The sequence below is a fragment of the Pseudomonas mendocina genome (assembly GCF_003008615.1).
In the GTDB taxonomy this organism is placed as follows: Bacteria; Pseudomonadota; Gammaproteobacteria; order Pseudomonadales; family Pseudomonadaceae; genus Aquipseudomonas; species Aquipseudomonas mendocina_C.
The window spans coordinates 653,757-675,096 of record NZ_CP027657.1 but is presented as its reverse complement, the minus strand read 5'-3'; the positions used below and the strand labels follow the sequence as shown (position 1 = coordinate 675,096).

The 21,340-nt window shown below is 61.5% G+C and carries 23 protein-coding genes; 12 read left to right on the top strand and 11 right to left on the bottom strand.

The window, feature by feature from the left end:
- Positions 1 to 110: 110 nt before the first annotated feature.
- The 3 genes from C7A17_RS03190 (at position 111) to gloA (ending at position 2,880) form a co-directional block, all read left to right on the top strand.
- On the top strand, positions 111 to 1,058 hold the full coding sequence (locus tag C7A17_RS03190; RefSeq protein ID WP_106736650.1) for a flagellar protein MotY: 948 nt from the start codon (positions 111 to 113) through the stop codon (positions 1,056 to 1,058).
- Between the two features lie 117 nt (positions 1,059 to 1,175).
- Entirely contained in the window at positions 1,176 to 2,393 is a 1,218-nt protein-coding gene (locus C7A17_RS03185; protein ID WP_106736649.1) for an argininosuccinate synthase, read from the top strand.
- 94 nt (positions 2,394 to 2,487) lie between these two features.
- Entirely contained in the window at positions 2,488 to 2,880 is a 393-nt protein-coding gene (gene gloA / locus C7A17_RS03180) for a lactoylglutathione lyase (RefSeq protein ID WP_106736648.1), read from the top strand.
- Between the two features lie 42 nt (positions 2,881 to 2,922).
- Here the strand turns inward: gloA and nadE are convergent, their stop codons facing one another.
- From nadE to C7A17_RS03165, 3 genes are read right to left on the bottom strand one after another with little or no spacing between them, the layout of a single operon-like run.
- Positions 2,923 to 3,750 (bottom strand): ammonia-dependent NAD(+) synthetase, encoded by an 828-nt coding sequence (gene nadE / locus C7A17_RS03175; protein ID WP_106736647.1) that lies wholly within the window; start codon positions 3,748 to 3,750, stop codon positions 2,923 to 2,925.
- Positions 3,751 to 3,761: 11 nt separating this feature from the next.
- Positions 3,762 to 4,961 (bottom strand): nicotinate phosphoribosyltransferase, encoded by a 1,200-nt coding sequence (gene pncB / locus C7A17_RS03170; protein WP_106736646.1) that lies wholly within the window; start codon positions 4,959 to 4,961, stop codon positions 3,762 to 3,764.
- On the bottom strand, positions 4,958 to 5,602 hold the full coding sequence (locus C7A17_RS03165) for a nicotinamidase (RefSeq protein ID WP_106736645.1): 645 nt from the start codon (positions 5,600 to 5,602) through the stop codon (positions 4,958 to 4,960). The genes pncB and C7A17_RS03165 overlap by 4 nt, the downstream gene beginning before the upstream one ends.
- Positions 5,603 to 5,742: 140 nt before the next feature.
- Between C7A17_RS03165 and C7A17_RS03160 the strand changes: the two genes are divergently transcribed.
- Positions 5,743 to 6,435 (top strand): NUDIX domain-containing protein, encoded by a 693-nt coding sequence (locus C7A17_RS03160; protein ID WP_106736644.1) that lies wholly within the window; start codon positions 5,743 to 5,745, stop codon positions 6,433 to 6,435.
- Between the two features lie 266 nt (positions 6,436 to 6,701).
- Here the strand turns inward: C7A17_RS03160 and C7A17_RS03155 are convergent, their stop codons facing one another.
- The 4 genes from C7A17_RS03155 to C7A17_RS03140 all read right to left on the bottom strand — a co-directional run bounded on the left by C7A17_RS03155 (position 6,702) and on the right by C7A17_RS03140 (position 10,504).
- Positions 6,702 to 9,215 (bottom strand): penicillin acylase family protein, encoded by a 2,514-nt coding sequence (locus C7A17_RS03155; protein ID WP_106736643.1) that lies wholly within the window; start codon positions 9,213 to 9,215, stop codon positions 6,702 to 6,704.
- Between the two features lie 109 nt (positions 9,216 to 9,324).
- Positions 9,325 to 9,786, bottom strand: coding sequence for a DUF2489 domain-containing protein (locus C7A17_RS03150; RefSeq protein ID WP_106736642.1), 462 nt, complete (start codon positions 9,784 to 9,786; stop codon positions 9,325 to 9,327).
- 7 nt (positions 9,787 to 9,793) lie between these two features.
- Complete coding sequence (locus C7A17_RS03145; protein ID WP_106736641.1) at positions 9,794 to 9,988, bottom strand: SEC-C metal-binding domain-containing protein; 195 nt, start codon at positions 9,986 to 9,988, stop codon at positions 9,794 to 9,796.
- Between the two features lie 18 nt (positions 9,989 to 10,006).
- Positions 10,007 to 10,504, bottom strand: coding sequence for an LEA/WHy family protein (locus C7A17_RS03140; RefSeq protein ID WP_170965184.1), 498 nt, complete (start codon positions 10,502 to 10,504; stop codon positions 10,007 to 10,009).
- 191 nt (positions 10,505 to 10,695) lie between these two features.
- On the opposite strand from C7A17_RS03140, the gene C7A17_RS03135 reads away from it, so the two are divergent.
- Entirely contained in the window at positions 10,696 to 11,256 is a 561-nt protein-coding gene (locus C7A17_RS03135; RefSeq protein WP_106736639.1) for a hypothetical protein, read from the top strand.
- 131 nt (positions 11,257 to 11,387) lie between these two features.
- On the opposite strand, the gene C7A17_RS03130 is transcribed toward C7A17_RS03135, so the two are convergent.
- From C7A17_RS03130 to C7A17_RS03120, 3 genes are all read right to left on the bottom strand, one after another.
- Positions 11,388 to 12,509, bottom strand: coding sequence for a hypothetical protein (locus C7A17_RS03130; RefSeq protein WP_106736638.1), 1,122 nt, complete (start codon positions 12,507 to 12,509; stop codon positions 11,388 to 11,390).
- A gap of 72 nt (positions 12,510 to 12,581) precedes the next feature.
- Positions 12,582 to 13,064 carry a YchJ family protein gene (locus C7A17_RS03125; RefSeq protein WP_106736637.1) on the bottom strand — a complete coding sequence of 161 codons (483 nt, stop codon included), beginning with the start codon at positions 13,062 to 13,064 and terminating at the stop codon, positions 12,582 to 12,584.
- Between the two features lie 4 nt (positions 13,065 to 13,068).
- The gene (locus C7A17_RS03120) at positions 13,069 to 13,566 is read right to left on the bottom strand and encodes a DUF6231 family protein (protein ID WP_106736636.1); all 498 of its coding nucleotides are present in this window, start codon (positions 13,564 to 13,566) and stop codon (positions 13,069 to 13,071) included.
- A 163-nt stretch (positions 13,567 to 13,729) separates the two neighbouring features.
- Between C7A17_RS03120 and C7A17_RS27300 the strand changes: the two genes are divergently transcribed.
- From C7A17_RS27300 to C7A17_RS03105, 3 genes are all read left to right on the top strand, one after another.
- Positions 13,730 to 14,362 (top strand): OmpA family protein, encoded by a 633-nt coding sequence (locus tag C7A17_RS27300; protein WP_106736635.1) that lies wholly within the window; start codon positions 13,730 to 13,732, stop codon positions 14,360 to 14,362.
- A gap of 294 nt (positions 14,363 to 14,656) precedes the next feature.
- Positions 14,657 to 14,962, top strand: coding sequence for a DUF1145 domain-containing protein (locus C7A17_RS03110; protein ID WP_106736634.1), 306 nt, complete (start codon positions 14,657 to 14,659; stop codon positions 14,960 to 14,962).
- On the top strand, positions 14,955 to 15,716 hold the full coding sequence (locus C7A17_RS03105) for a hypothetical protein (protein ID WP_106736633.1): 762 nt from the start codon (positions 14,955 to 14,957) through the stop codon (positions 15,714 to 15,716). The genes C7A17_RS03110 and C7A17_RS03105 overlap by 8 nt, the downstream gene beginning before the upstream one ends.
- Before the next feature lie 113 nt (positions 15,717 to 15,829).
- Here C7A17_RS03105 and C7A17_RS03100 read toward each other — a convergent pair whose 3' ends face one another.
- A complete protein-coding gene (locus C7A17_RS03100) occupies positions 15,830 to 16,294 on the bottom strand; it encodes a CopD family protein (protein WP_106736632.1) in 465 nt (154 codons plus the stop codon).
- Positions 16,295 to 16,424: 130 nt separating this feature from the next.
- Between C7A17_RS03100 and dinG the strand changes: the two genes are divergently transcribed.
- The 4 genes from dinG to pdxH all read left to right on the top strand — a co-directional run bounded on the left by dinG (position 16,425) and on the right by pdxH (position 21,254).
- Complete coding sequence (gene dinG, locus C7A17_RS03095; RefSeq protein WP_106736631.1) at positions 16,425 to 18,569, top strand: ATP-dependent DNA helicase DinG; 2,145 nt, start codon at positions 16,425 to 16,427, stop codon at positions 18,567 to 18,569.
- 95 nt (positions 18,570 to 18,664) lie between these two features.
- Positions 18,665 to 19,810: a serine hydrolase domain-containing protein gene (locus C7A17_RS03090; protein WP_106736630.1), complete on the top strand. Its 1,146-nt coding sequence runs from the start codon at positions 18,665 to 18,667 to the stop codon at positions 19,808 to 19,810.
- 69 nt (positions 19,811 to 19,879) lie between these two features.
- A complete protein-coding gene (locus C7A17_RS03085) occupies positions 19,880 to 20,530 on the top strand; it encodes an OmpA family protein (RefSeq protein ID WP_106736629.1) in 651 nt (216 codons plus the stop codon).
- A 76-nt stretch (positions 20,531 to 20,606) separates the two neighbouring features.
- Positions 20,607 to 21,254: a pyridoxamine 5'-phosphate oxidase gene (gene pdxH, locus C7A17_RS03080; protein WP_106736628.1), complete on the top strand. Its 648-nt coding sequence runs from the start codon at positions 20,607 to 20,609 to the stop codon at positions 21,252 to 21,254.
- Positions 21,255 to 21,340: the final 86 nt, after the last annotated feature.

Genomic DNA, 21,340 nt, shown 5'->3' with positions numbered 1-21,340 from the left:
TGGGCAGCCAGTGACACACAACAAATCCTGCTGATGTACCGACGCTCGCCCTACAGTTTTTCCGGAAGCCACCGATACCTAGAAAGAACAGCGTTTTCGTGGAGCCCGTCGTGCGCCAGCCTCATCTCCTCCTTCCCAGCCTGCTGGCCGGCCTGGCCCTGTGTCTGCCGGCACACGCCATCAGCTTCCAGACGCGTCTGGAGAGCGTGGAGTGGAAGGTCGAGGGGGACAAGTTCGAGTGCCGGCTCACTCAGCCGATCAGCAACTTCGGCAGCGGCGAGTTCGTGCGCCGAGCTGGCGAGCAGGTCACCTTCCGTCTCAAGGCGCGCGAGCGCTGGATGGGGGCCGGTTCTGCCACGTTGCTGGCAGCTGCAGCGCCCTGGCAGCCGGGGCGTGGCGATATCAACCTGGGTGTGGTCAGCGTCGGCAATGGCGAGGTGCCGTTCAACAGTTCGCAGGAGCAGGGCGCGCGTTTGCTCACCGGCCTGCTCGAAGGCCGCAGTCCGCTGGTGCGCCACCGCACGCTGAACGGCGGCGACAACCTGGAAGTGCGCCTGCTACCGGTGAAGTTTCACAAGGCCTATGACGATTACCAGGCCTGTACCGCCAACCTGCTGCCAGTCAATTTCGACCAGATTCGTCAGGCGCAGATCGGCTTTCCAGGTGGCGGCATCGATCTCGATCCGATGGCCAAGGCCAAGCTCGATATCATTATCGACTTCGTCAAGGCTGACCCGACCATCAACAGCTTCCAGATCGACGGGCATGCCGACAACAGCGGCAATCGCCTGACCAACCGCGATTTGTCGCGCCGCCGGGCATTGGCCGTGCAGGAGTATCTGGTGGCCGGTGGTGTGCCGGTCGAGCAGATCACCATGCGCTTCCATGGTGAGCGTTACCCGCTGGCGCCGAACAACAGCGAAGCCAATCGAGCCAAGAACCGCCGGGCCACCTTGCGCCTGGAACGTGTGCCAGCCCCCGAGGCTCCGCCACAGAGCGCCCCGCAGGCGGCACCACCGAGTACACCGGTCGACCCGGCTGGAAGTACCCCCTCCTGAGACAGAAAACGCCATTCTTGTCGTCGCTTCGTCGTCACTAGCTGTCGCGCCCCTGTAAATTGGCCCGCAGGGTCAGTAGAATCACCGGTTTTACCGTACAACCCGTGGAGTGATGGCATGGCGGACGTCAAAAAGGTAGTTCTGGCCTATTCCGGTGGCCTGGACACCTCGGTGATCCTCAAGTGGCTGCAAGATACCTATAACTGTGAGGTGGTGACCTTCACCGCTGACCTCGGTCAGGGCGAGGAGGTCGAGCCGGCCCGCGCCAAGGCTCAGGCCATGGGCGTCAAGGAAATCTACATCGACGACCTGCGCGAAGAATTCGTGCGTGATTTCGTCTACCCGATGTTCCGCGCCAACACCGTCTATGAAGGCGAGTACCTGCTGGGTACCTCCATCGCCCGTCCGCTGATCGCCAAGCGCCTGATCGAAATCGCCAATGAGACTGGCGCCGACGCCATTTCCCACGGCGCCACCGGCAAGGGTAACGACCAGGTGCGTTTCGAGCTGGGTGCCTATGCACTGAAGCCGGGCGTGAAGGTCATCGCTCCGTGGCGCGAGTGGGATCTGTTGTCGCGCGAGAAGCTGATGGACTACGCCGAGAAGCACGCCATCCCGATCGAGCGTCACGGCAAGAAGAAGTCGCCGTACTCCATGGATGCCAACCTGCTGCACATCTCCTATGAAGGCGGCGTGCTGGAAGACACCTGGACCGAGCACGAAGAAGACATGTGGCGTTGGACTAAGTCGCCGGAAGCGGCGCCTGATACTCCGACCTACATCGAGCTGACCTACCGTGCTGGTGACATCGTCGCCATTGACGGCAAGGAATTGAGCCCAGCCACCGTGCTGGCCGAGCTGAACCGCATCGGCGGCGAGAACGGCATCGGCCGTCTGGACATCGTCGAGAACCGTTTCGTCGGCATGAAGTCCCGCGGCTGCTACGAAACCCCCGGCGGTACCATCATGCTCAAGGCTCACCGAGCCATCGAGTCGATCACCCTGGATCGCGAAGTGGCTCACCTGAAAGACGAGCTGATGCCGAAATACGCCAGCCTGATCTACAACGGTTTCTGGTGGAGCCCGGAGCGTCTGATGCTGCAGCAGATGATCGACGCCTCCCAGGCCAACGTGAACGGTGTGGTACGCCTGAAACTGTACAAGGGCAACGTTATCGTCACCGGCCGCAAGTCCGACGACTCGCTGTTCGACGCCAACATCGCGACCTTCGAGGAAGATGGCGGCGCCTACAACCAGCAGGACGCGGCGGGCTTCATCAAGCTCAATGCCCTGCGCATGCGCATCGCTGCCGGCAAGGGCCGCAAGCTGGTCTGATAGACTGCCTGCTGCATGTCAACGAACCCCGGCCATGTGCCGGGGTTCGTCGTTCATGGCCCATGAAAATACCGAGCCGGTGAGGAGAATCTTCATGAGACTGCTGCATACCATGCTGCGCGTCGGCGATCTGGACAGATCCATCGCCTTCTACACCGAAGTGCTGGGCATGACCCTGCTGCGGCGCAAGGACTATCCGGATGGTCAGTTCACCCTCGCGTTCGTCGGCTACGGCGACGAAGCGCACAACAGCGTGATCGAACTGACCCATAACTGGGGCGTGCAGAGCTATGAGCTGGGCACTGGCTATGGGCACATTGCGCTGGAGGTGGAGGATGTTCACAAAGCATGTGCCGATATCCGCAGCCGGGGCGGCAAGATCACCCGCGAGCCTGGGCCGATGAAGCACGGCACGCGGGTGCTGGCCTTCGTCGAAGACCCGGACGGCTACAAGATCGAACTGTTGTCGCCGTCGCGCCCGGCTTGACGACCGACGCCATGCACACCTGAGTGCGCATGGCTATCCGCTTCAAGGAACCAGCGGCAGTTCGCGTTTGTGGCGAGTGGCGTCATAGGTGCGCACGATGGTGGCGTAGGCCTCGTCACTGACCTTCTCGCCATGTAGGAAGGCATCGATTTCGGCGTAGGTCACGCCATGCGCTTCCTCGTCCGGCTTGCCGGGGCGCAATTCTTCCAGGTCGGCGGTCGGCGTCTTCTGCACCAGATGCTGTGGCGCGCCGAGGTGTTTGGCGATGGCGCGAACCTGGTTCTTTACCAGGCCGGAGAGCGGGGCGAGGTCGCAGGCGCCGTCACCGAACTTGGTGAAGAAGCCCATCACCGCTTCGGCAGCATGGTCGGTGCCGATCACCAGGCCGTTATTGGCGTTGGCGATGGCGAACTGCGCGACCATGCGGATGCGTGCCTTGATGTTGCCGACCACGAAGTCACGGCGCGCATCGCTGAGCTTTTGCAGGTGCGTGACCTGTTCGCCCAGACCATTGACGCTGCCGGCGATGTTGACGGTGTCGTTCTCGTCGGCGCGAATGAATTTCAGCGAATCCTGCGCGTCGTGTTCATCGTGCTGCGCGTTGTGCGGCAGGCGCACGGCGATGAAGCGGTAGCCCTGGTCGCCGGTTTCGGCGCGCAGCTCCTCGACCGACAACTGAGCCAGGCGCCCAGCGGTGGTGGAGTCCACGCCACCGCTGATACCCAGCACCAGCACTTTCAGGCCGGATTGCTTGAGGGTGTTCTTGATGAAGGTCTTACGTCGTTCGATTTCCGCCACCAGGGCAGCTTCATCGGCGAAAGGCGGCACCACGTCGAGGGCGGCGGCGATTTCGGCTTGGCGGTTGCTCATGTCTGGAGTCCTCACTGGGTGACGCGAAAGACGTGTTTCAGGTAGCTGACGAAGTTCTCGTCGCGGCACTGGGTCTTGCCCGGCGTGTCGGAGATCTTCGCTACGGGTTGGCCGTTGCAGGCGATCATCTTGATCACGATGTTCATCGGTTCGACGCCAGGGATGTCGCAGGTCAGGTTGGTGCCAATGCCGAAGCTTACGTGGATTCGCCCGGAAAGTGCACGATAGAGCTGTAGCGACTTCTGCAGATCGAGGCCGTCGGAGAACACCAGGGTCTTGCTCATGGGGTCGATGCCCAGCTTCTCGTAGTGGGCGATGGCTTTTTCTGCCCAGACCAGCGGGTCGCCCGAATCGTGGCGCAGGCCATCGAACAGCTTGGCGAAGTACAGATCGAAATCACCCAGGAAGGCATCCATGGTGATGCAGTCGGTGAGGGCGATCCCCAGTTGGCCACGGTACTCGCGTACCCAGCAGTCCAGCGCGGCGATCTGGCTGTCGATCAGCCTCGGGCCGAGTTGCTGATGGGCCATCAGCCATTCGTGGGCCATGGTGCCGATCGGCTTGAGTTCGAATTCACGGGCCAGGTGCACATTGCTGGTGCCGACGAAGCGCCCTGGGAAGTCGCGCTTGAGGATGCGTACGGCCTGCTCCTGAACCCGATAGGAAAAGCGCCGGCGGGTGCCGAAATCCGCCAATTGGAAACCGGCCAGCTCGTCGTCAGTGGCTTCGGCGCGTAGCCAGTCGAGCTTCTCGTACAGGCGCTCGGCAGCCTGCTCCAGCAGCACTTCGCGATAGCGGTAACGGTTGCGCACCTCGCTGATGATGGCCAGCAGCGGGACTTCGAAGAGGATCACGTGCAACCAGGGGCCACGTAGGCGGATATTCAGCTGGCCGTCTTCGATGCTGGTGTGCACATAGCGCATGTTGAAGCGGAACAGGCTGAGGAAACGGATGAAGTCCGGCTTGATGAACGGAATTCGCTCGAGGAAGGCGAGTTGGTCGACGGTCAGGCTCAACTCGCTCAGGCGCTCGATCTGGTAGCGAATTTCGGCCAGGTAAGGCGTCAGATCCTCGGCGTTGCGGCAGCGGAACTCCCATTCGACTTCGGCGTTGGGGTAGTTGTGCAGCACCGCCTGCATCATGGTCAGCTTGTAGAAATCGGTATCGAGCAGGTTCTGCACGATGCGGTCGGCGAAGATGCTGTTGCTCATCCTTGGGTCTCCTTGGCCAGGGCCATATCCAGCTGTTCCAGGCTGGCGGTCAGGGTAATGCCGCGGTCTTGCATCTCGCGACAGGCTGCCTGGGCGGTGTCGTCGGCGATGGCGCGGCAGGCTGGCAGGTGAACGATCACCTCGAAGCCGGCGCGGCGCAGTTGCAGGGCAGTGGTCTTGACGCAGTAGTCCAGTGCCAGGCCGCCCACCAGTATCAGGTCGACGCCATTTTGCCGGAGAAATTCGATCACGCCCGTGCTGCGCTTCTCGGCCAGGTCGTGATAGCAGGCGCCGTAAGGGTGCAGATCCGGTTCCACGCCTTTCCACACGAAGTAGTCGTAATCCAGCGGTGCGGGCAGGTCGTCGAGCAATTCGAAACCCGTTGTACCGGGTACGCAGTGGCTGACCCAGGTCAGGTCGGCGTTGGCCATGGGCAGGAACTGCAGCATGTCGGCGTGATTGTCGACTACCCAGGCGGCCTTCGGGCTGTGGGCATCCTTGCTGCCGATGCGCAGTTGAGTACGGCTGGCCAGTTGGTTGAGCGCGGGAACGATGCTGTCGCCATCGGGTACCGGAAGCTCGTTCGGGCAAAGCGGAGTGAAGCCTTTCTGGGCATCGACATCGAAACTGGCAATCTTCATGGCGTGGCTCCTTTCTCGTTTGGAGTGACTACATATTTCATTAGATGAAATATGTAGTCAAGCGATACCTCACGAACAGAGATGAAAAAACCTGGGTTATTGTTCAAGATGAAATATGTCATGGAGGCCGGGAGGCACAGATGAGTGCTGCAGAAGTTTTGGCGGGGGTCGATATCGTCGCGTTGCGCCTGAGTGAGGAGGGCGCGCTGCAGGTGCTGCTGGTACGTCGTGGGCGCGAACCCTTCGCGGGTCAATGGGCGTTGCCCGGAGTGCTGGTCAATGGTCGTTGCGCTGACGTCAGCCTGGATGCTGCAGCAGCACGAGCGCTGGCCGACAAGGCGAAACTGCAGCCGCAGTATCTGGAGCAGGTGGCGACGGTGGGCAATGGTGTCCGGGATCCGCGTGGTTGGTCGCTCAGTACCTGTTATCTGGCACTGCTGGCGCCGGACGCGATACCGCCTGATGACAACCTGCGTTTCGTCGACCTGCAGGGGCTGATGACAGGTCAGCAGGCGCTGCCTTTCGATCATGCGCAGTTGGTTCGCCTGGCTTTCGAGCGCTTGCAGGGCAAGTCGGTGTATAGCTCGCTGCCGCTTTATCTATTGGCGTCGCGTTTCACCGTTACCGAGGCTTTGTGCGCGTTCCAGGCCTGTCTGGGCCAACCGGTACAGCACACCACGCTGCGCGGGCGACTGGAACGCATGAAGGCGCAAGGCTGGATCAGCGAGACTGGCGAGAAGAACTACCCGAAGATGGGGCGGCCGCAGAACCTGCTGGAGCATCGGCCAGTGGCAGCAGGCGCCTTTATCTTCGACCGCAGCTTGTTGGCCTGATGGCTGCGCGGCTATGAAGGGGAGCGAGGCGAGAAATCGCAGGCAAAAAAATAGGCGCCAGAGGCGCCAGGGGAGCATTTCAATCGATGCATAGGTTCTGAACCTGTATCGGTTGGAAAGTTCACTGCGCAATGCGCAAATGCCATCTTTTCTTCAGGCAAAAGAAAAGGCGCCAGAGGCGCCTTAAAACGATGATCTATGGAGTAAGTCGATTATTCAGAGTCCGGCGCTGAGCGAAAGGTTCAGCGCCGCCCGACGAACGGTCGTCACTTGCCCGGCATCAACAGCAGGCGCTGGTTGCCATAGACCTTGTCCAGATTCTGCGACTTGAATGGGAAGCTCATGTAGCCGCCTTTCAGCCAGGACTCGATGCCGTCGGCATAGTGCGGGCTGGCCGGGTTGCCCGATTGGCCGGAGCTGTTGACCCCGACCAGCGGCTCGTCGGCGGCGAAGTCGACGACGATGCGCATGGCGGGGATCAGGGCGGTATTGAAGTCCTGGCCCCAGGCGTACGCCGAGACGTTCAGCGTGCTGTGGTCGCCGCCAGCAGGGTAGGGACCGCGATCCAGATAACCTTTCAGTGCATTGATGCTGGTACGTTGGCTGGCGCTCATGTACGGCGCCATGCGCGTGGTGTCGGTTACCCATTCGTAGGTGTGCAGCTTGCCCCACTGCCAGTTGCGCCGTTCGTTGCCCAGGCGGCTTTCCAGCAGTTCGATACTGGCGGCCAGGCTGCGCGCGAGAATGGCCGGTTTGTCTTCTTTCTGCGGGGTGCGGATGTCGTCCCAGAACGGACTGTCCGGGCGGCCGAGCAGATGGTCGGCCTGCGCGGAGTAGGAAGTGTTGGCGGTTTCCACCAGGGCTTTCCAGGCCGGGCTGGTGTCCGGGCCGAGTTCGTCGAGGAAGATCTGCCGTGCGCTTTCATGCAGGAAGGCGCCGTAAATGGCTGCATCTGCCGAGCTGGCGGTGAGCTTGCCGTCGAACGCGAGCAGACGTTTCAGGGCTTCATCGGCGCGCTCGCGTTGGCCGGCCGGCAGGGCGGCAATGGCCTGGCGCAGCGGGTCGTGCATGGCCGGGTCGTTGAACATGGTTTGCAGTTTGGCGACGAAGGGCGAGGTCTGGTCGTACTGCATGGCGATCATGCTGCGGCCATCGTGGCGACCGTTGCCGGCCAGTTGGGCGATGCGCTCGGCGCGCTCAGGGTAATACCAGGAGCTCGACAGCTGCATGCCATAACCTGGCGGTACGCTGCGTTCGTTGGCAGTGCCCAGCCAGCCTTGTGGTGGATCCTGGTCGTAGGGATGCAGCATCGGATCGGCGAAGCCGTCCCAGGCATAGCGCTCGTCCCAGCCAGGGGATGGAAGCAGGCCGCGACCTTCGCGGCGGTTCGGATAGCGGCCGGTGACCTGCCAGCCGATGTGCTGGGCGTCGGCGAAGACGATGTTGAGTGGCATGGCGCGGATTTCCCGCGCCGCTTCGAAGGCCTGGTCGACCGACTGCGCCCGGGACAGGTCGAAGAAGGCATCGAGGCTCTTGTCACGTTCGAACTGGGTGGTCTTCAGCGCCAGGCCATAACCACTCTGTAGAGGTAGCGGTTGCAGGGCGTGCTTGCGCTCACCCAGTACCGAGTTGAGCAGCGGGCCATTGCGGGTTTCGTAGAGCGTTTCGCGGATGGGGCGTTGGCCACGAATGAAGAAGGTTTCCTGGCGTTCCATGACCGGCAGCCATTTGCCGTCGGCCTGGTACATCAGGCGACTGCCTTCACGCTTGATGCGTTCGAGGTAGATGTCCTGATTGTCGCCCATGACCATGGTCATGCCCCAGGCCAGCTTGCCGTTGTAGCCGGCCACAACGGCCGGTACGCCAGCCAGGGAGACTCCTGCGGCCTGGTATTTGGGCGAGCGGATCTGCACGAAATTCCACAGCGAAGGCATGCTCAGCGGCAGGTGAGTGTCGTTGGCCAGCAGGCTTTTGCCACCACGGCTGCGTTCGGGGGTGATAGCCCAGTTATTTGAGGCGGCGACGCCAAGCATGTGTTGTTCGGCGATCTGCGCGGCGGTTCGGGAAATCGCCTGCAGCCCAGGCAGCTGACCTTTGAGATTCAGGCCCGCGAGTTTTTCCGCCTCGGCGAAGGGCAGGGGCTCATCGGGGTAGATTGGCAGCAGCCAAGGCAGCTTGTCAGCTCCCACTTGCTGGGCCATGGTCAGTGCGGCGATTTCTTCTTGGAGATTCACCGCCAGGCCGAAGTTGAGCAGGCAAAACAGCAGTACCGAATCCTCGGGCTTCCAGTATTCGGGTCGATAGCCGGCCTCGGCCAGATCCATCGGCAGACGATCGCGATAGCGGAAGATGTAAGCGTTGACGCCGCGTGAGTAGACCTCGAAGAAGCGCTTGAGGCGTGGCGATGCGTCGGCGTAGAGGATTTCTGCGCTCTTCTTGAGGTTCACCGCGCGCATGAATCGATCCATTTCCAGCGCACCTGGTCCGGTTAGCTCCGCCAGGCGTCCCTGGGCGAGCAGGCGCATGCCGACCATCTGGCTGAGGCGATCACCCGCATGCACGTAGCCGAGGGTAAAGAGTGCGTCATGGAATGTACCCGACTCGATCAGTGGCATGCCAAGGGCGTTGCGCCTGACCGATGCGCTCTCGGCGATGCCTTTGACGCGCTCCACTCCGCGAGTCGGCGGCACGCTGTCGGCATAGCGGCTATTGAGCAGAGACTGGCAGCCGGCAAGGCCGGTCAGTGAAACTGCAAGGGTCAGGCAGGCCAGCGTGCGCATGGCGAAATTCCTTGGAATACGGTCAGGACGGGGCATAAGGGCCGGTCAGTGAGTGGCCAGCCGTGAAGTCGCCAAGGTAAAGAGGCAATGCAGGCCTGGCAAGAGGGGCTCAGGCGTTTGCGGGCGCGCGCTTGAGCCCTTCATCCAGAAGCCAGCGTGCAGCGGTATGGGCAGGGACTTTGTGCTGCTGTTCCAACTCGCTGAAGCGCTGCTCGAAGCGTCGCTTGTCGCCCTTGTCCAGAGCCTTCCAGGCGGTATGGGTGGGAACGTCGGCTGTCGCCTCGAAAAGCTGATGAAACACCTGGCAGCGAGGATCGTTGCTCAGGCTGCTGTCGTAGTTGTCGAGCAGCACCTTGATGCGAATGGCGCCTTCGATCAACGGCAGTTGTTCATCCAGCAGGCTGCTGGCGAGGATAGCGAGGTCTCCCCCGAGCCTTTCCTGGCGTGCCTGAGTCGCTTCCTTGTGGGCTCGCTGCTGGGCCCAGACACGGCGCCAGAGGTGCAGGGCATAGAGGCCTAGCGCTGCGATCAGCGCCAGACCGAGTAACAGGGAGAGGGTGAGAGTGCTCATCGGCTGATCAGGCGCCGTGGCACTTCTTGAACTTCTTCTGGCTACCGCAAGGGCAGGGATCGTTGCGACCGACGTCTTTCAGCGCGTTGCGAACCGGCTCCTGATGAGCGTGATTGCAGTGCGGGCCATGCACATGACCATGATCATGATGATCGTGGTCATGGTCGCAGTCAGGGCCGTGGACGTGGGGTTGGTTACTCATGGTGGTTGCTCTTGCTGGTTATTCGGGGATGAAATCGCCAGGAATTATCTCGCCATTGCGCGACATGTGCACGCTTCGACCGAACAACATGCCGGTTTTGACTTCACCCTTGAGGGTATAGCGGATTGGTGTGTCGGGTTTTTCCAGCATTTTTACCACCTGCCTGACATGGCGCCAGAGGTTGGTGCGCACCGGAACTTCGAAAGTGTGGTGGCCGTGAGCGGGAACGGTGAACCACTCGTTGGAGTGGCCTTCGGCAAGCAGGATGCCATTGAGGTGGACGTTGTAGTCCAGCCCGCGTACGGGAAGGCTTACCCCATTGGGGTTGTCGATACGAAAGCGCAGACGGAACTCCTGTTCGAGCAGTCTGGCCTTGATGACATCAACTTTGATGAGTTGGACATCCGGGTCCTTGAATCCACCTGTCATCCAGGTAGAGCATCCTGCAAGGCCAAAAGTCAGGCCGAAAAACATCAATAGGCTGATAATTCTTATCATTTGCGCCTGAGAAAACATTTCATACCCCCATTGCGCCCCAGTGTAACAAGCAACTGCTTGGCTGCAACTGGGAAGATGCCATTATTTTCAAGGCGATACTGTCGCTACTTGCACTGGGAAGACTTTGCGAGGTCGGGATGAGAAGCCGACGGTGTCAGCGCAAAAAAACCTGCGCCATACTGATGGCCGAATAGGACAGGAGTGTGACCATGAGCCGTTACGAGATCGCCTTTTCCGGGCAGCTGGTGCCGGGCGCCCAGCTGGAGCTGGTCAAGGCCAATCTGGCCAAGCTGTTCCAGGCCGATGCTCAGCGCATCGCCCAGCTGTTTTCCGGGCGGCGTATCGTGATCAAGAACAACCTGGATGCGGCCGGCGCCGAGAAATACCGGGCTACGCTGGAGCGAGCCGGTGCTCGGGTCGATGTGGTCGACATGGACGTGTTGATCGAAGAGGTCGAGCTGGCGCCGCCGCCTCCGGTCGAGCCAGTCTCTGCTCTCGCGGCACCTTTAGCTGCGCAGGCCGCGCGCCCCGGCCGATTGCAGGTGGCGCCACGGGACGAATACATGGCGGCATTCAGTGAGGTGGATGCACCAGATTTCGGTATCGCTCCGGTCGGTAGCGATCTTCAGGATGCCAGGCCTGATGCAGCGGCACCGCAAGTCGATCTGTCCCAGTTCAGCCTGGCACCGGTCGGCAGTGATATGGGCCAGGCCAAGGCCGCAGCGGCTGCACCGCCGCCCGATACCTCACACCTGAAATTGCAGGAATAAGTAGTAGCCCGGTGCAATCCGGAAATTGTGAGGATATCCCCGGATTTCATCCGGGCTACGGCTGAACATCAGGAAGCGCCGCGACTCGTTTGCTCAGTCGCGGCGTTTTCATGTGATCGCTGGCCCTGTGGTCAGCCCGCCTGGCTCTTGCACTTGGCTTCGGCTTCTTCAGGTTTGAGATTGCGCACTGTCACGAAGAACAGCTCGCAGGTCTGCAGCTTGTCCGTCACCTGCCATTTCTGGGTGCAGCCATCGAGGGTCTGCTTCGGGTCGCGTGAAGGTTGCTGGCCCATGCCGGCCTGCCAGCAAGCTGCGCTCAGATCCTGTCCCATGACCTTGATTCCGGTCGCATTGGCCTTGTCCTCGCTGCCCTGATTGTTGGCGGGGTCGGCTGCATACCAGATGTAGCTGGGATGATTGGCTCCCAGGACTGAAACCTGCTGGCCGGGGGCTGCAGTGATCTGACCCAGGCCAAGTACTGCAAGCGATACGCCGTATTGCTGCTTGATCCAGTTCCGTACCGGGCTGCCGAATGCAACCATTGGCAAGGTACCGTCGCCTTTGCCAGCGCTCAGCTCGACGACCATGCGTTGTTGATAGCGGTTGAAATAGCTGTAGACGCCTTCGAGTGCGCTGCCGGCGTTGGCGGGAGCGGCAATCGGCGCGATATCGACGATGGTCTGGTAAGCCGGTGTCTGCTCTGGCGGTACGCCGTTGCTGCTGAGCAGGGCGGCCCAGCGATCCGTGGTGCTGGAGCGAAGGTAGTCCTGGGCTTGAGTCAGAGAGTAGTCAGGTGGGAAGTGCAGCAGTTCGACGCTCTTGCGATTTTCCAGGGCCATGCCCAATGGCAGGAAGAAGTACCAGTTGTACTGCCACTTGCCATCCTTGTTCAGTTGGCTGGCACCCTGGTAGGCGAGGTCGCCGGAATCCAGCAGTTGCTGCAGTGGTTGGCCATAGCCCGGCGGGGTGCCCTCGAAGTAAGCCTGAATACGTTCGCCGCTGCGCAGCACCTTTACGCTGGCCTGAGCGTAGCCGTCTCGCTTGAGGCTCTGCTCCAGGTAGTGTTGTACGGTCTGTTCCAGCGTCCAGTCGCGGTAACAGATCACACTGCAGTTGTTCGGATAGGCGAATAGCCGGCTGACGCGCTGGCTATCCCCCAGGTCGATACGCTCCCCTTGTTGCCCAGTGGGCTGACCGGCGCAGCCTGCGAGCAGGGCGGCCAGGATGATGGCGATACCACTCTTCTTGTGCATGACTTTCTCCTTGTTGAATGTCCGGGTGGACGTTTCAACTCAAGCAGAAAGCGTCGTAAGTGCCAGCCCGGCTCAGGTGCCGAGGTAGGCGGCGCAGCACTTCTTGAACTTTTGTCCGCCCTGGCAGGGGCAGGGGTCATTGCGCCCGGCTTTCAGCGGTACGGTCGGATCGATGAAGTACCAGCGTGCGTCGATCTGCACGAAGGCCGAGCGTTCGCGATGGCTGTGCTCACCCTGCTGGTCATGCCAGCGTGCGGTAAAGGTGACCTGAGCGTGCTCGGGTTGGCCGCCGAATACATCACTGCTTTCCACCTCCAGGCCCAGCCAGGTGCTTTGAGCGCTCCAGGCAGTCATGGCGGTGCGATCCAGTGCACTTTGTTGAGCTGGCAGGGTAGTTGCGACCAGATAGTCCACCTGGCCTAGAACATAAGCGCTGTAGCGCGAGCGCATGAGCAGTTCGGCACTGGGGGCAAAAGCACCGTCGTGGTATTGACCACAGCATTGGCTCAGCGGGTTGCCGCTCCCGCAAGGGCAGTTGGGGTCGAGTGGATTCATCGCGTTACCACCAGTACTTGCCGAAGTTTTCCGGGTTGGCCCAGAACTTTGCGTTCAACCAGTCGGGAACTTGCTTGTAATCGAGCAGATCATAGGTGAACAGATGCAGGGTCTGTCCTTCGCGCTGGAATTGCTCGCTTGCTTGCATGGCCAGGGCGAAGAAGTCGGTTTCTTGCCAATCGCCGGCCTGCAGGTCGACCAGTACGGCGACTCGGCTGGCATTGAGGTTGCGGATGCCGCCGAGCAGTTGCAGACCCTCGCGTTTGGGCAGGTGCTCCAGGCAATCGACCAATAGGGCGAGGTCGAATCGCTGTGCGGCCACTTCAGGCGCCAGCGGAGCAGCTGGTGCAGTAGTGACACGACACTGTGGATGAGCGTTCTGGAAAGCGCTGAGCGCGGGTAATTCGCTTGCTCCGAGCAACAGCAGTTTCTCGGGCGTATAACGGGCGAGCAGCGCGGCCAGGGCCTGCTGTGGCGTACGGGAACTTAGGCTGGCAGTCATCGAACATCCTCGAAAAGTCACTAAAGACTAACGTGGTGTCGTTAATAGGCCTAGAGATAGAAGAAACTAAGCGCAATACCTTCTATAGCTGGCGGATTGTAAAACTCCTGTCTTTACTACTATGGAGTCGGTTATGGGCCGATGAACATTGGAGACCTAAAGTATGAGTATCACAAGGAACGCTGTACCCCTGATTCTGGCTAGTACCCTGTTGACCGGTTGTGCCGGGTTGCAGAAAACCGACTGGCCCACTTGCGCAGCCGTAGGCGGTGTCGGTGGTGCTGCACTGGGCGCAATCGAAAGTTCTACCTGGGCAGGCGGTGGTGCTGTCGCCGGTGCTGGCTTGGCAGCGGCATACTGCTGGGTTCATGGGGCCGATGCGCAGCAAGTAGCTGTGGTCGAGGAAGAAGTGGTCGTCGAGGAAGTCGTGGTCGCCGAGCCGGCTGAAGCCGTGCGAGTCGAGTTGGACGTCAAGTTCGATTTCGACAAAGCCCAGGTCAAGCAGGAAAGCTACGGCGATATCAAAGCTCTGGCTGATTTCATGAAGCAGTACCCGCAAACCAGCACCGTGGTTGAAGGTCATACCGACTCGGTCGGCAGCGATGCTTACAACCAGGGTCTGTCGGAGCGTCGCGCCAGCGCCGTTCGTGATGTACTGGTGAATCAGTATGGTGTTGAATCTGGCCGCGTGCAGGCAGTGGGCTACGGTGAAAGCCGTCCTGTCGCCGATAACGCCACTGCTGATGGCCGTGCCATCAACCGTCGCGTAGAAGCCGAAGTCGAGGCTCAGCCGTAAGGCCGCTTCACACCGCTACAAGAGCCCGCACGGTTGTAAGGCCGTGCGGGCTCTGTTCTTTTCGGCTTCGCGATAACGCCTTTGCTCCCGCGATGGGGCGTTGCGCAACTGCGTCGTTCAGTGCCATGGCCAACAGTCTTCTCTCTGGAACCGTGATGCTATCACCGATGGTGCATGCCGTTTGTTCTCGGCGTGCGACAGAAAGCGATGGAAAAACATTCCTCCACACTGGTGGCCGGCGCCATGAGCGGTTAACGTGCTGCGCTATTAGAAAGCGCGTGCACGAGGGCGGGGATGAAAGCATTGATGATCACGGGTAAGGCGTTGGCCTTGTCCTTCTGGCTGGTGTTCTGCGCTGCCCTAGCCAAGTGGCTGGGCAGCCCGTTCGAACAACTGATCTACCTGTTGGCTGCCTTCCTGTTGTCGCTGCATGGCCTTCAGCTGTGGTTGTTCTCGTCACTCCTGGTCGGGCGTAGCAGTCCCTGGCTGGATCGTGTCCAGGTACTGCTGTTCGGCATCTTTCATCTGTATCCGCTTAAAGTGGAAAAGCCGGCCGAAGCACCGGTTGTGGTGACAGTTGAGGAGGCTGCTCATGCGTAGTCTGGCGCTTGTGCTGTGTTTCTGTGCGACAACGGCGCTGGCCGATTCGCAGATCAAGGTTTCCTCCAACACGCTGATGCGCCTGCCAGCTGCCTCCAGTGCCTTGCAGCTGGATCGCCTGGAAGTGGCCGATCACGGCACGTTGTTGATCCCGGCGACAGTGACCGAACTGCGTATCGCCGAACTGCAGATGGGGCGTGAAGCGCGTATCGGCGTTGCGCCTGGTGCTCAACCCTTGCGTCTGGAAATCCTCGATGCCGACGTGGGGGAGGGGGCCTGGATCAGCGCCAAAGGGGCAGCAGGCTCATACAGCAAACCTGCCACTGCAGGACGCGAGATCAAGCTCAAGCTGCATAAGATCACCTTCGAGTCACTGACCCTGGACGTTCGCGGTGGTCGTGGTACGCCTGGCTATGCAGGGCTCGACGGTGCTCACGGACAGCCGGGGGGATGCACCTGGGGCAGTGCCAGCAGTGGCTATGACGGCCAGGATGGCACGGACGGTCATGAAGGTGCGCCCGGTGGCAACGTTACCCTGGAAGTTTCGCACGCCGTCGAGGTCGAGCGTCTCCAGGTATTGCTCGATGGCGGTGCTGGCGGTGAGGCCGGCACTGCGGGGCGTGGTGGTCGTGGCGGTGCTGCCAAGGGCTGCCTGCTCTATGGCGTAGAGGGTGCCAGTGATGGCAGCCATGGTCGACCGGGCCGCGAAGGCAGTGTCGGCCGCAGTGGTGAGCTGCAGGTTTTCCGTTTCTGAGCCTTCCGCTTCTGTCGCGTAGGGCGCGCCGCGCGCTGTAGTGGACGGTGAGTGTGTGGCCACACCCACCGCATGCGGCTTCCCGTTAGTGCCGCTACCCGGGCCGCCTCGCGTCAGAAAGTGGGGCGCATACCGACCAGAGCAGTCAGTGCCAGGCCGATCAGCAGGTTGAATCCCACCACCTTGCGAATCCTGCCCAGCACTGCACCGCCTGCCGGCCAGTCCTCGGCCTCCACCGCACGACGCAATTCCGGCAGTTGCAGGGCCTGAATGCGCAGGAACAGGGCGAGCATCACCAGGTACAGCCCCATCATGATGTGCACGTAGCGCGGTGCGCCCTGCATACCGCCGAAGCCCATCTGCAGCATGCCCATGCCGCTGACCGGCAGCAGCACCACCGCGGCCCATACCCAGATGAAGAAGCGCTTGAACACGCTCAGCCACAGGCGCAAGCGAGCTGGTGCTTCCAGCACTTCGACCGCCGAGGGACGCAGGATCATCCAGGCGAAGAACATGCCGCCTACCCAGATCAGGGCAGCGAGCAGATGCAGGGCATAGAGCGAGGCATAGGGCGTCATCAGGCGTCTCCGTTCGATTCTTGTAGCGATCCTTCGACACAGGGTTCTGCGCCGGATCGATTGGCGCGCTATGATAGCGACCGCTTCAGAAATACTGAAAATTTATCCAGCCTTTTTCGTTTCAGAATACATGCTCAGCACTGAACTCAAGTCCCAGATCCAGGGCGCCTACTCCCGTTTCCTCGAGGCCAAGTCGCTCAAGCCTCGCTATGGCCAGCGCTTGATGATCGCCGAGATCGCCAAGGTGCTCGGCGCGATCAAGGCTGACGACGAAGGCAAGCGCCTGGGCGATCCTGCCGTGGTCGCGGTAGAGGCGGGCACCGGTACCGGCAAGACGGTGGCCTACAGCCTGGCGACCATTCCGACCGCCAAGGCAGCGGGCAAACGTCTGGTCATCGCCACTGCGACGGTCGCCCTGCAGGAGCAGATCGTGCACAAGGATCTGCCGGATCTGCTGCGCAACAGTGGTCTGAACTTCAGCTTCGCCCTGGCCAAGGGGCGTGGCCGCTATCTGTGCCTGTCCAAGCTCGACCATCTATTGCAGGATGGCGCCGCGCAAAGCGCCACCGCTCAGTTGTTCGAAGAGGAAGGCTTTCGCATCGATGTCGACGAGCAGGGTCAGAAGCTGTTCACCGCGATGATCGAGAAACTCGCCGGCAACAAATGGGACGGCGACCGCGATTCATGGCCTGAAGAACTTGAAGACACGCGCTGGAGCCAACTGACCACCGATCATAGCCAGTGCACCAATCGTCATTGCCCGAACTTCCAGCAGTGTGCGTTCTACAAGGCCCGTGAAGGCATGGGCAAGGTCGATGTGATCGTCACCAACCACGATATGGTGTTGGCCGACCTGGCGTTGGGTGGCGGTGCCGTGCTGCCTGATCCGCGCGAAACCATCTACGTGTTCGACGAAGGCCATCACCTGCCGGACAAGGCCATCGGTCACTTCGCTCACTTCACCCGGCTGCGCTCGACTGCCGACTGGCTGACCCAGATCGACAAGAACCTCACCAAGCTGCTGGCGCAGAATCCGCTACCGGGTGACCTGGGTCGCCTGATCGAGCAGGTGCCGGAGCTGGCGCGCGAATTGAAGAGTCATCAGCAGTTCATGTTCAGCGCCTGCGAGGAAATTGCCGACTTCAAGGCGGGCGAGGACATGGAAGGACGCGAGCGCCCACGTCATCGCTTCGTCGGCGGCGTAGTGCCCGAGCACATTCGCGAGCTGGGGCTGGAGCTGAAGAAAGGTTTTTCCAAACTCAACGACCTGTTCACCGGTGTCACCGAGCTGCTCAAGGAGGCGATGGACGGCGAGGGCGCAGTGGGTGTCGCCAGCCACCAGGCCGAGGAGTGGTACCCGTTGTTCGGCAGTCTGATGGCACGAGCCAAGGGCAACTGGGAGCTGTGGTTGGCATTCACCGCCGAAGACCCGGAAGAGAGTCCGCCCATGGCCCGTTGGCTGACCCTGGCTGAGAGCGGCGCTCTGTTCGATATCGAGGTCAACGCCAGCCCGATCCTGGCTGCCGAGACCCTGCGGCGCAACCTGTGGAGCGTCGCCTACGGCGCTCTGGTGACCTCGGCCACGCTGACGGCGTTGGGCACTTTCGACCGTTACCGCATGCGCGCAGGGCTGCCCAAGGTGGCCGTCACTGCGGTGGTGCCGAGCCCCTTCCATCACGCGGATGCCGGTGTGTTGCGGGTGCCCGACCTCAAGGCCGATCCGCGTGATGCCGCCGCGCACACTGCTGCGATCATTCGCGATCTGCCGGCGCTGGTGGCGGGTAGCCGTGGTTCGCTGGTGCTGTTCTCCTCGCGTCGGCAGATGCAGGATGTATTCGACGGTCTGGAGCGCGACTGGCGCAAACGCGTGTTCATCCAGGGCAACCTGTCTAAGCAGGAGACCCTGAACAAGCACAAGGCGCGTGTCGATTCCGGTGAGGAGAGCGTGTTGTTCGGCCTTGCCAGCTTTGCCGAAGGCGTCGACCTGCCTGGTGCCTATTGCGAGCACGTGGTGATCGCCAAGATTCCCTTCGCGGTGCCGGATGATCCGGTCGAGGCGGCGCTGGCCGAATGGATCGAGGCCCGTGGCGGCAACCCGTTCATGGAAATCGCCGTGCCGGATGCGTCCCTGCGTCTGGTGCAGGCCTGTGGCCGTCTGCTGCGAACCGAAGAGGATCGCGGCACCATCACCTTGCTGGATCGTCGCGTGGTCACGCAGCGTTACGGCAAGGCGATTCTCAATGCCTTGCCGCCCTTTCGTCGGGAAATCCACTGAAACGCCCGTGCCACGGGCGTTTTGTCGATTACCAGCGGTTCCCAACAGGCGCATTGGCTGGAACAATGCCCGCAATTTCGTCAAAGGAGTCAACTGTGCAGGTTCAGGGGTATTTCGACTTGCGCTTCGAGGCGGTGAAGGAAGCCTTTGCCAGTCTCTTCGATGATCCACAGGAGCGCGGCGCCGCGCTCTGTGTCCAGGTCGGCGGGGAAACCGTGCTGGATATCTGGGCCGGTGTGATGGACAAGGACGGCCAGCAAGCCTGGCATAGCGATACCATCGCCAACCTGTTCTCCTGCACCAAACCCTTCGCCGCTGTCGTCGCCTTGCAGCTGGTTGGCGAGGGCAAGCTCGAACTCGACGCGCCGGTTGCACGTTACTGGCCTGAATTTGCTGCCGCGGGCAAGGAGCGCATCACCCTGCGTCATCTGCTCAGCCACCAGGCGGGCCTGCCGGCGCTGCACCAACTGCTGCCGGCCGAAGCCCTCTACGACTGGCAGACCATGACCACCGCGCTGGCCGCCGAAGCGCCCTGGTGGACGCTCGGCGAAGGCCATGGCTATGCACCAATCACTTATGGCTGGTTGATCGGCGAGCTGATCCGCCGTGTCGAGGGACGTGGCCCGGGCGAAAGCATTGCCGCGCGTATCGCCAAACCGCTGGGCCTGGACTTCCATGTCGGCCTGGCTGACAGCGAGTTCGAGCGCGTCGCTCATATCGCCCGGGGCAAGGGCAACCTGGGGGATGCCGCAGCGCAGCGACTGCTCAAGGTGATGATGAGCGATGCCGCTGCCATGAGTACGCGTTCGTTCACCAATCCGCCGTCGATCATGACCAGCACCAACAAGCCCGAGTGGCGACGCATGCAGCAGCCGGCCGCCAATGGGCACGGCAATGCCCGTAGCCTGGCCGGTTTCTACGCAGGCCTGCTCGATGGTCGCCTGCTGGAGAGCGAGCTGCTCGCCGAGATGACCCGTGAGCACGCTGTCGGTGAAGACAAGACGCTGCTGACCCAGACCCGTTTCGGTCTTGGCTGCATGCTCGATCAGGCACAGGTGGCCAACGCCACCTACGGTCTGGGTGGCAACGCCTTCGGCCATCCCGGTGCCGGTGGTTCCAGCGGCTTCGCTGACCCCGAGCGCGATGTCGCGTTCGGCTTCGTTATCAATAATCTGGGACCGTTCGTCCTGATGGATCCGCGTGCGCAGAAATTAGCGCGGATATTGGCCCAATGCCTGTAACTGCCGGTCTACACTGCCTGGCAGTCGTGTTTTGAATAATTCGAATCGACTGAGACCCTGGGGGGCTTCATGCGCAACAAGATCTTCGCTTTCACCTGCTGCCTGTTGATTGCAGGCTGCTCCAGCCCGGAAAAGAAGGAAGTGGCCAAGCCGGCAGTGATGCCGCCGCCACAAGTGACCCGTGCCTGGCTCGATGAATATGAGCCCAAGCTGCGCGAAGCGGTCAAAGGCAGCCATTTCGAGTTCGAGCGTCGCGAGAACCTGCTGGTGGTCACCGCGCCGGTACAGGGTTCCTTCAACCCGGATCGTCCGCAGATGCTGCTGCCGGTCAGCCTTGGCCCAATCACCCGCGTCGCCAAGCTGCTGGAAACCGATGAGGACATCGCCGTCGTCGTGCTCGGGCATGCCGACAGCAGCGGTGATGATGCGAAGAATCGCGACCTCAGCCAGCAACGTGCGCGTGCCGTGACCTCGATCTTCCGTCTCAGTGGCCTCAAGCAGAACCGACTGCAGGTCATGGGCCTGGGTTCGGATGCCCCGCGTGCAGCCAACGACAGCGCCGCGGGCCGTGCGCTCAACCGCCGTGTGGAGATTCTGCTGACCTCGCGTGACACCATGCAGGGCCTGATCGCCAAGTACAGTCAGCCGGCCAAGGCCGAGTTGAAGGATGCACCCAAGGTAGCTGCTGTAGATCAAGGAAAACAGAGCAAGTCGGAGTAAGCTTGGCGGCATTTCCCACTCGCTGAGGTGGCTCTGGAAACGCAATTACTTTCTAGAGGTGCCCTGAGGAGCTGCCATGACCCAGACACTGGCCGATATGCGCCGCGACTACACCCGCGACGGCCTGAGCGAGACTCAGGCCCCGCTGGAGCCTTTTTCCCTGTTCCGTCAATGGTTCGATGACGCGGTGAAGACCGAGCAGTTGCCGGTCGAGCCCAATGCCATGACTCTTGCGACGGTCGACGATGGCGGTCGGCCGCACTGTCGGGTGCTGCTGCTCAAGGGCCTCGACGAGCGCGGTTTCACCTTCTTCAGCAATTACGACAGCGCCAAGGGGCGTCAGCTTGCGGCGCGTCCATTCGCCGCCATGACCTTCTTCTGGCCCAGCCTGGAGCGCCAGGTGCGCATCGAAGGGCGCGTGGAGCAGGTCACTGCAGCCGAGTCCGATGGCTATTTTCAGGTACGCCCCCTGGGCAGCCGGATCGGTGCTTGGGCTTCACCGCAGAGCCGGGTGATTCGGGATCGTGCCGAGCTCGAAGGCCTGCTCGCCGAAACCGAGAAGCGCTTTCTCAACCAGACTCCGCATTGCCCGCCTCACTGGGGCGGCTATCGCCTACTGCCGGAACGTATCGAGTTCTGGCAGGGGCGTCCCAGCCGTCTGCATGACCGGCTCAATTACCGCCTGCAGGGCGAGGCCTGGATTCGCGAGCGCCTGGCACCCTGATCCACCCGCAATGACGGCCTTGTAGGGGGGGGGGCGTGGTGCGCATCAATCAAGATCGCACCACCGTCATTGGTGCGCGTGGCGCG

Excerpts from the sequence above, each read along its gene's own strand:
- C7A17_RS03185 (WP_106736649.1), top strand. The coding sequence starts at position 1,176 with ATGGCGGACGTCAAAAAGGTAGTTCTGGCCTATTCCGGTGGCCTGGAC.
- gloA (WP_106736648.1), top strand. The coding sequence starts at position 2,488 with ATGAGACTGCTGCATACCATGCTGCGCGTCGGCGATCTGGACAGATCC.
- nadE (WP_106736647.1), bottom strand. The coding sequence starts at position 3,750 with ATGAGCAACCGCCAAGCCGAAATCGCCGCCGCCCTCGACGTGGTGCCG.
- pncB (WP_106736646.1), bottom strand. The coding sequence starts at position 4,961 with ATGAGCAACAGCATCTTCGCCGACCGCATCGTGCAGAACCTGCTCGAT.
- C7A17_RS03165 (WP_106736645.1), bottom strand. The coding sequence starts at position 5,602 with ATGAAGATTGCCAGTTTCGATGTCGATGCCCAGAAAGGCTTCACTCCG.
- C7A17_RS03160 (WP_106736644.1), top strand. The coding sequence starts at position 5,743 with ATGAGTGCTGCAGAAGTTTTGGCGGGGGTCGATATCGTCGCGTTGCGC.
- C7A17_RS03155 (WP_106736643.1), bottom strand. The coding sequence starts at position 9,215 with ATGCGCACGCTGGCCTGCCTGACCCTTGCAGTTTCACTGACCGGCCTT.
- C7A17_RS03150 (WP_106736642.1), bottom strand. The coding sequence starts at position 9,786 with ATGAGCACTCTCACCCTCTCCCTGTTACTCGGTCTGGCGCTGATCGCA.
- C7A17_RS03145 (WP_106736641.1), bottom strand. The coding sequence starts at position 9,988 with ATGAGTAACCAACCCCACGTCCACGGCCCTGACTGCGACCATGACCAC.
- C7A17_RS03140 (WP_170965184.1), bottom strand. The coding sequence starts at position 10,504 with ATGTTTTCTCAGGCGCAAATGATAAGAATTATCAGCCTATTGATGTTT.
- C7A17_RS03135 (WP_106736639.1), top strand. The coding sequence starts at position 10,696 with ATGAGCCGTTACGAGATCGCCTTTTCCGGGCAGCTGGTGCCGGGCGCC.
- C7A17_RS03130 (WP_106736638.1), bottom strand. The coding sequence starts at position 12,509 with ATGCACAAGAAGAGTGGTATCGCCATCATCCTGGCCGCCCTGCTCGCA.
- C7A17_RS03125 (WP_106736637.1), bottom strand. The coding sequence starts at position 13,064 with ATGAATCCACTCGACCCCAACTGCCCTTGCGGGAGCGGCAACCCGCTG.
- C7A17_RS03120 (WP_106736636.1), bottom strand. The coding sequence starts at position 13,566 with ATGACTGCCAGCCTAAGTTCCCGTACGCCACAGCAGGCCCTGGCCGCG.
- C7A17_RS27300 (WP_106736635.1), top strand. The coding sequence starts at position 13,730 with ATGAGTATCACAAGGAACGCTGTACCCCTGATTCTGGCTAGTACCCTG.
- C7A17_RS03110 (WP_106736634.1), top strand. The coding sequence starts at position 14,657 with ATGAAAGCATTGATGATCACGGGTAAGGCGTTGGCCTTGTCCTTCTGG.
- C7A17_RS03105 (WP_106736633.1), top strand. The coding sequence starts at position 14,955 with ATGCGTAGTCTGGCGCTTGTGCTGTGTTTCTGTGCGACAACGGCGCTG.
- C7A17_RS03100 (WP_106736632.1), bottom strand. The coding sequence starts at position 16,294 with ATGACGCCCTATGCCTCGCTCTATGCCCTGCATCTGCTCGCTGCCCTG.
- dinG (WP_106736631.1), top strand. The coding sequence starts at position 16,425 with ATGCTCAGCACTGAACTCAAGTCCCAGATCCAGGGCGCCTACTCCCGT.
- C7A17_RS03085 (WP_106736629.1), top strand. The coding sequence starts at position 19,880 with ATGCGCAACAAGATCTTCGCTTTCACCTGCTGCCTGTTGATTGCAGGC.
- pdxH (WP_106736628.1), top strand. The coding sequence starts at position 20,607 with ATGACCCAGACACTGGCCGATATGCGCCGCGACTACACCCGCGACGGC.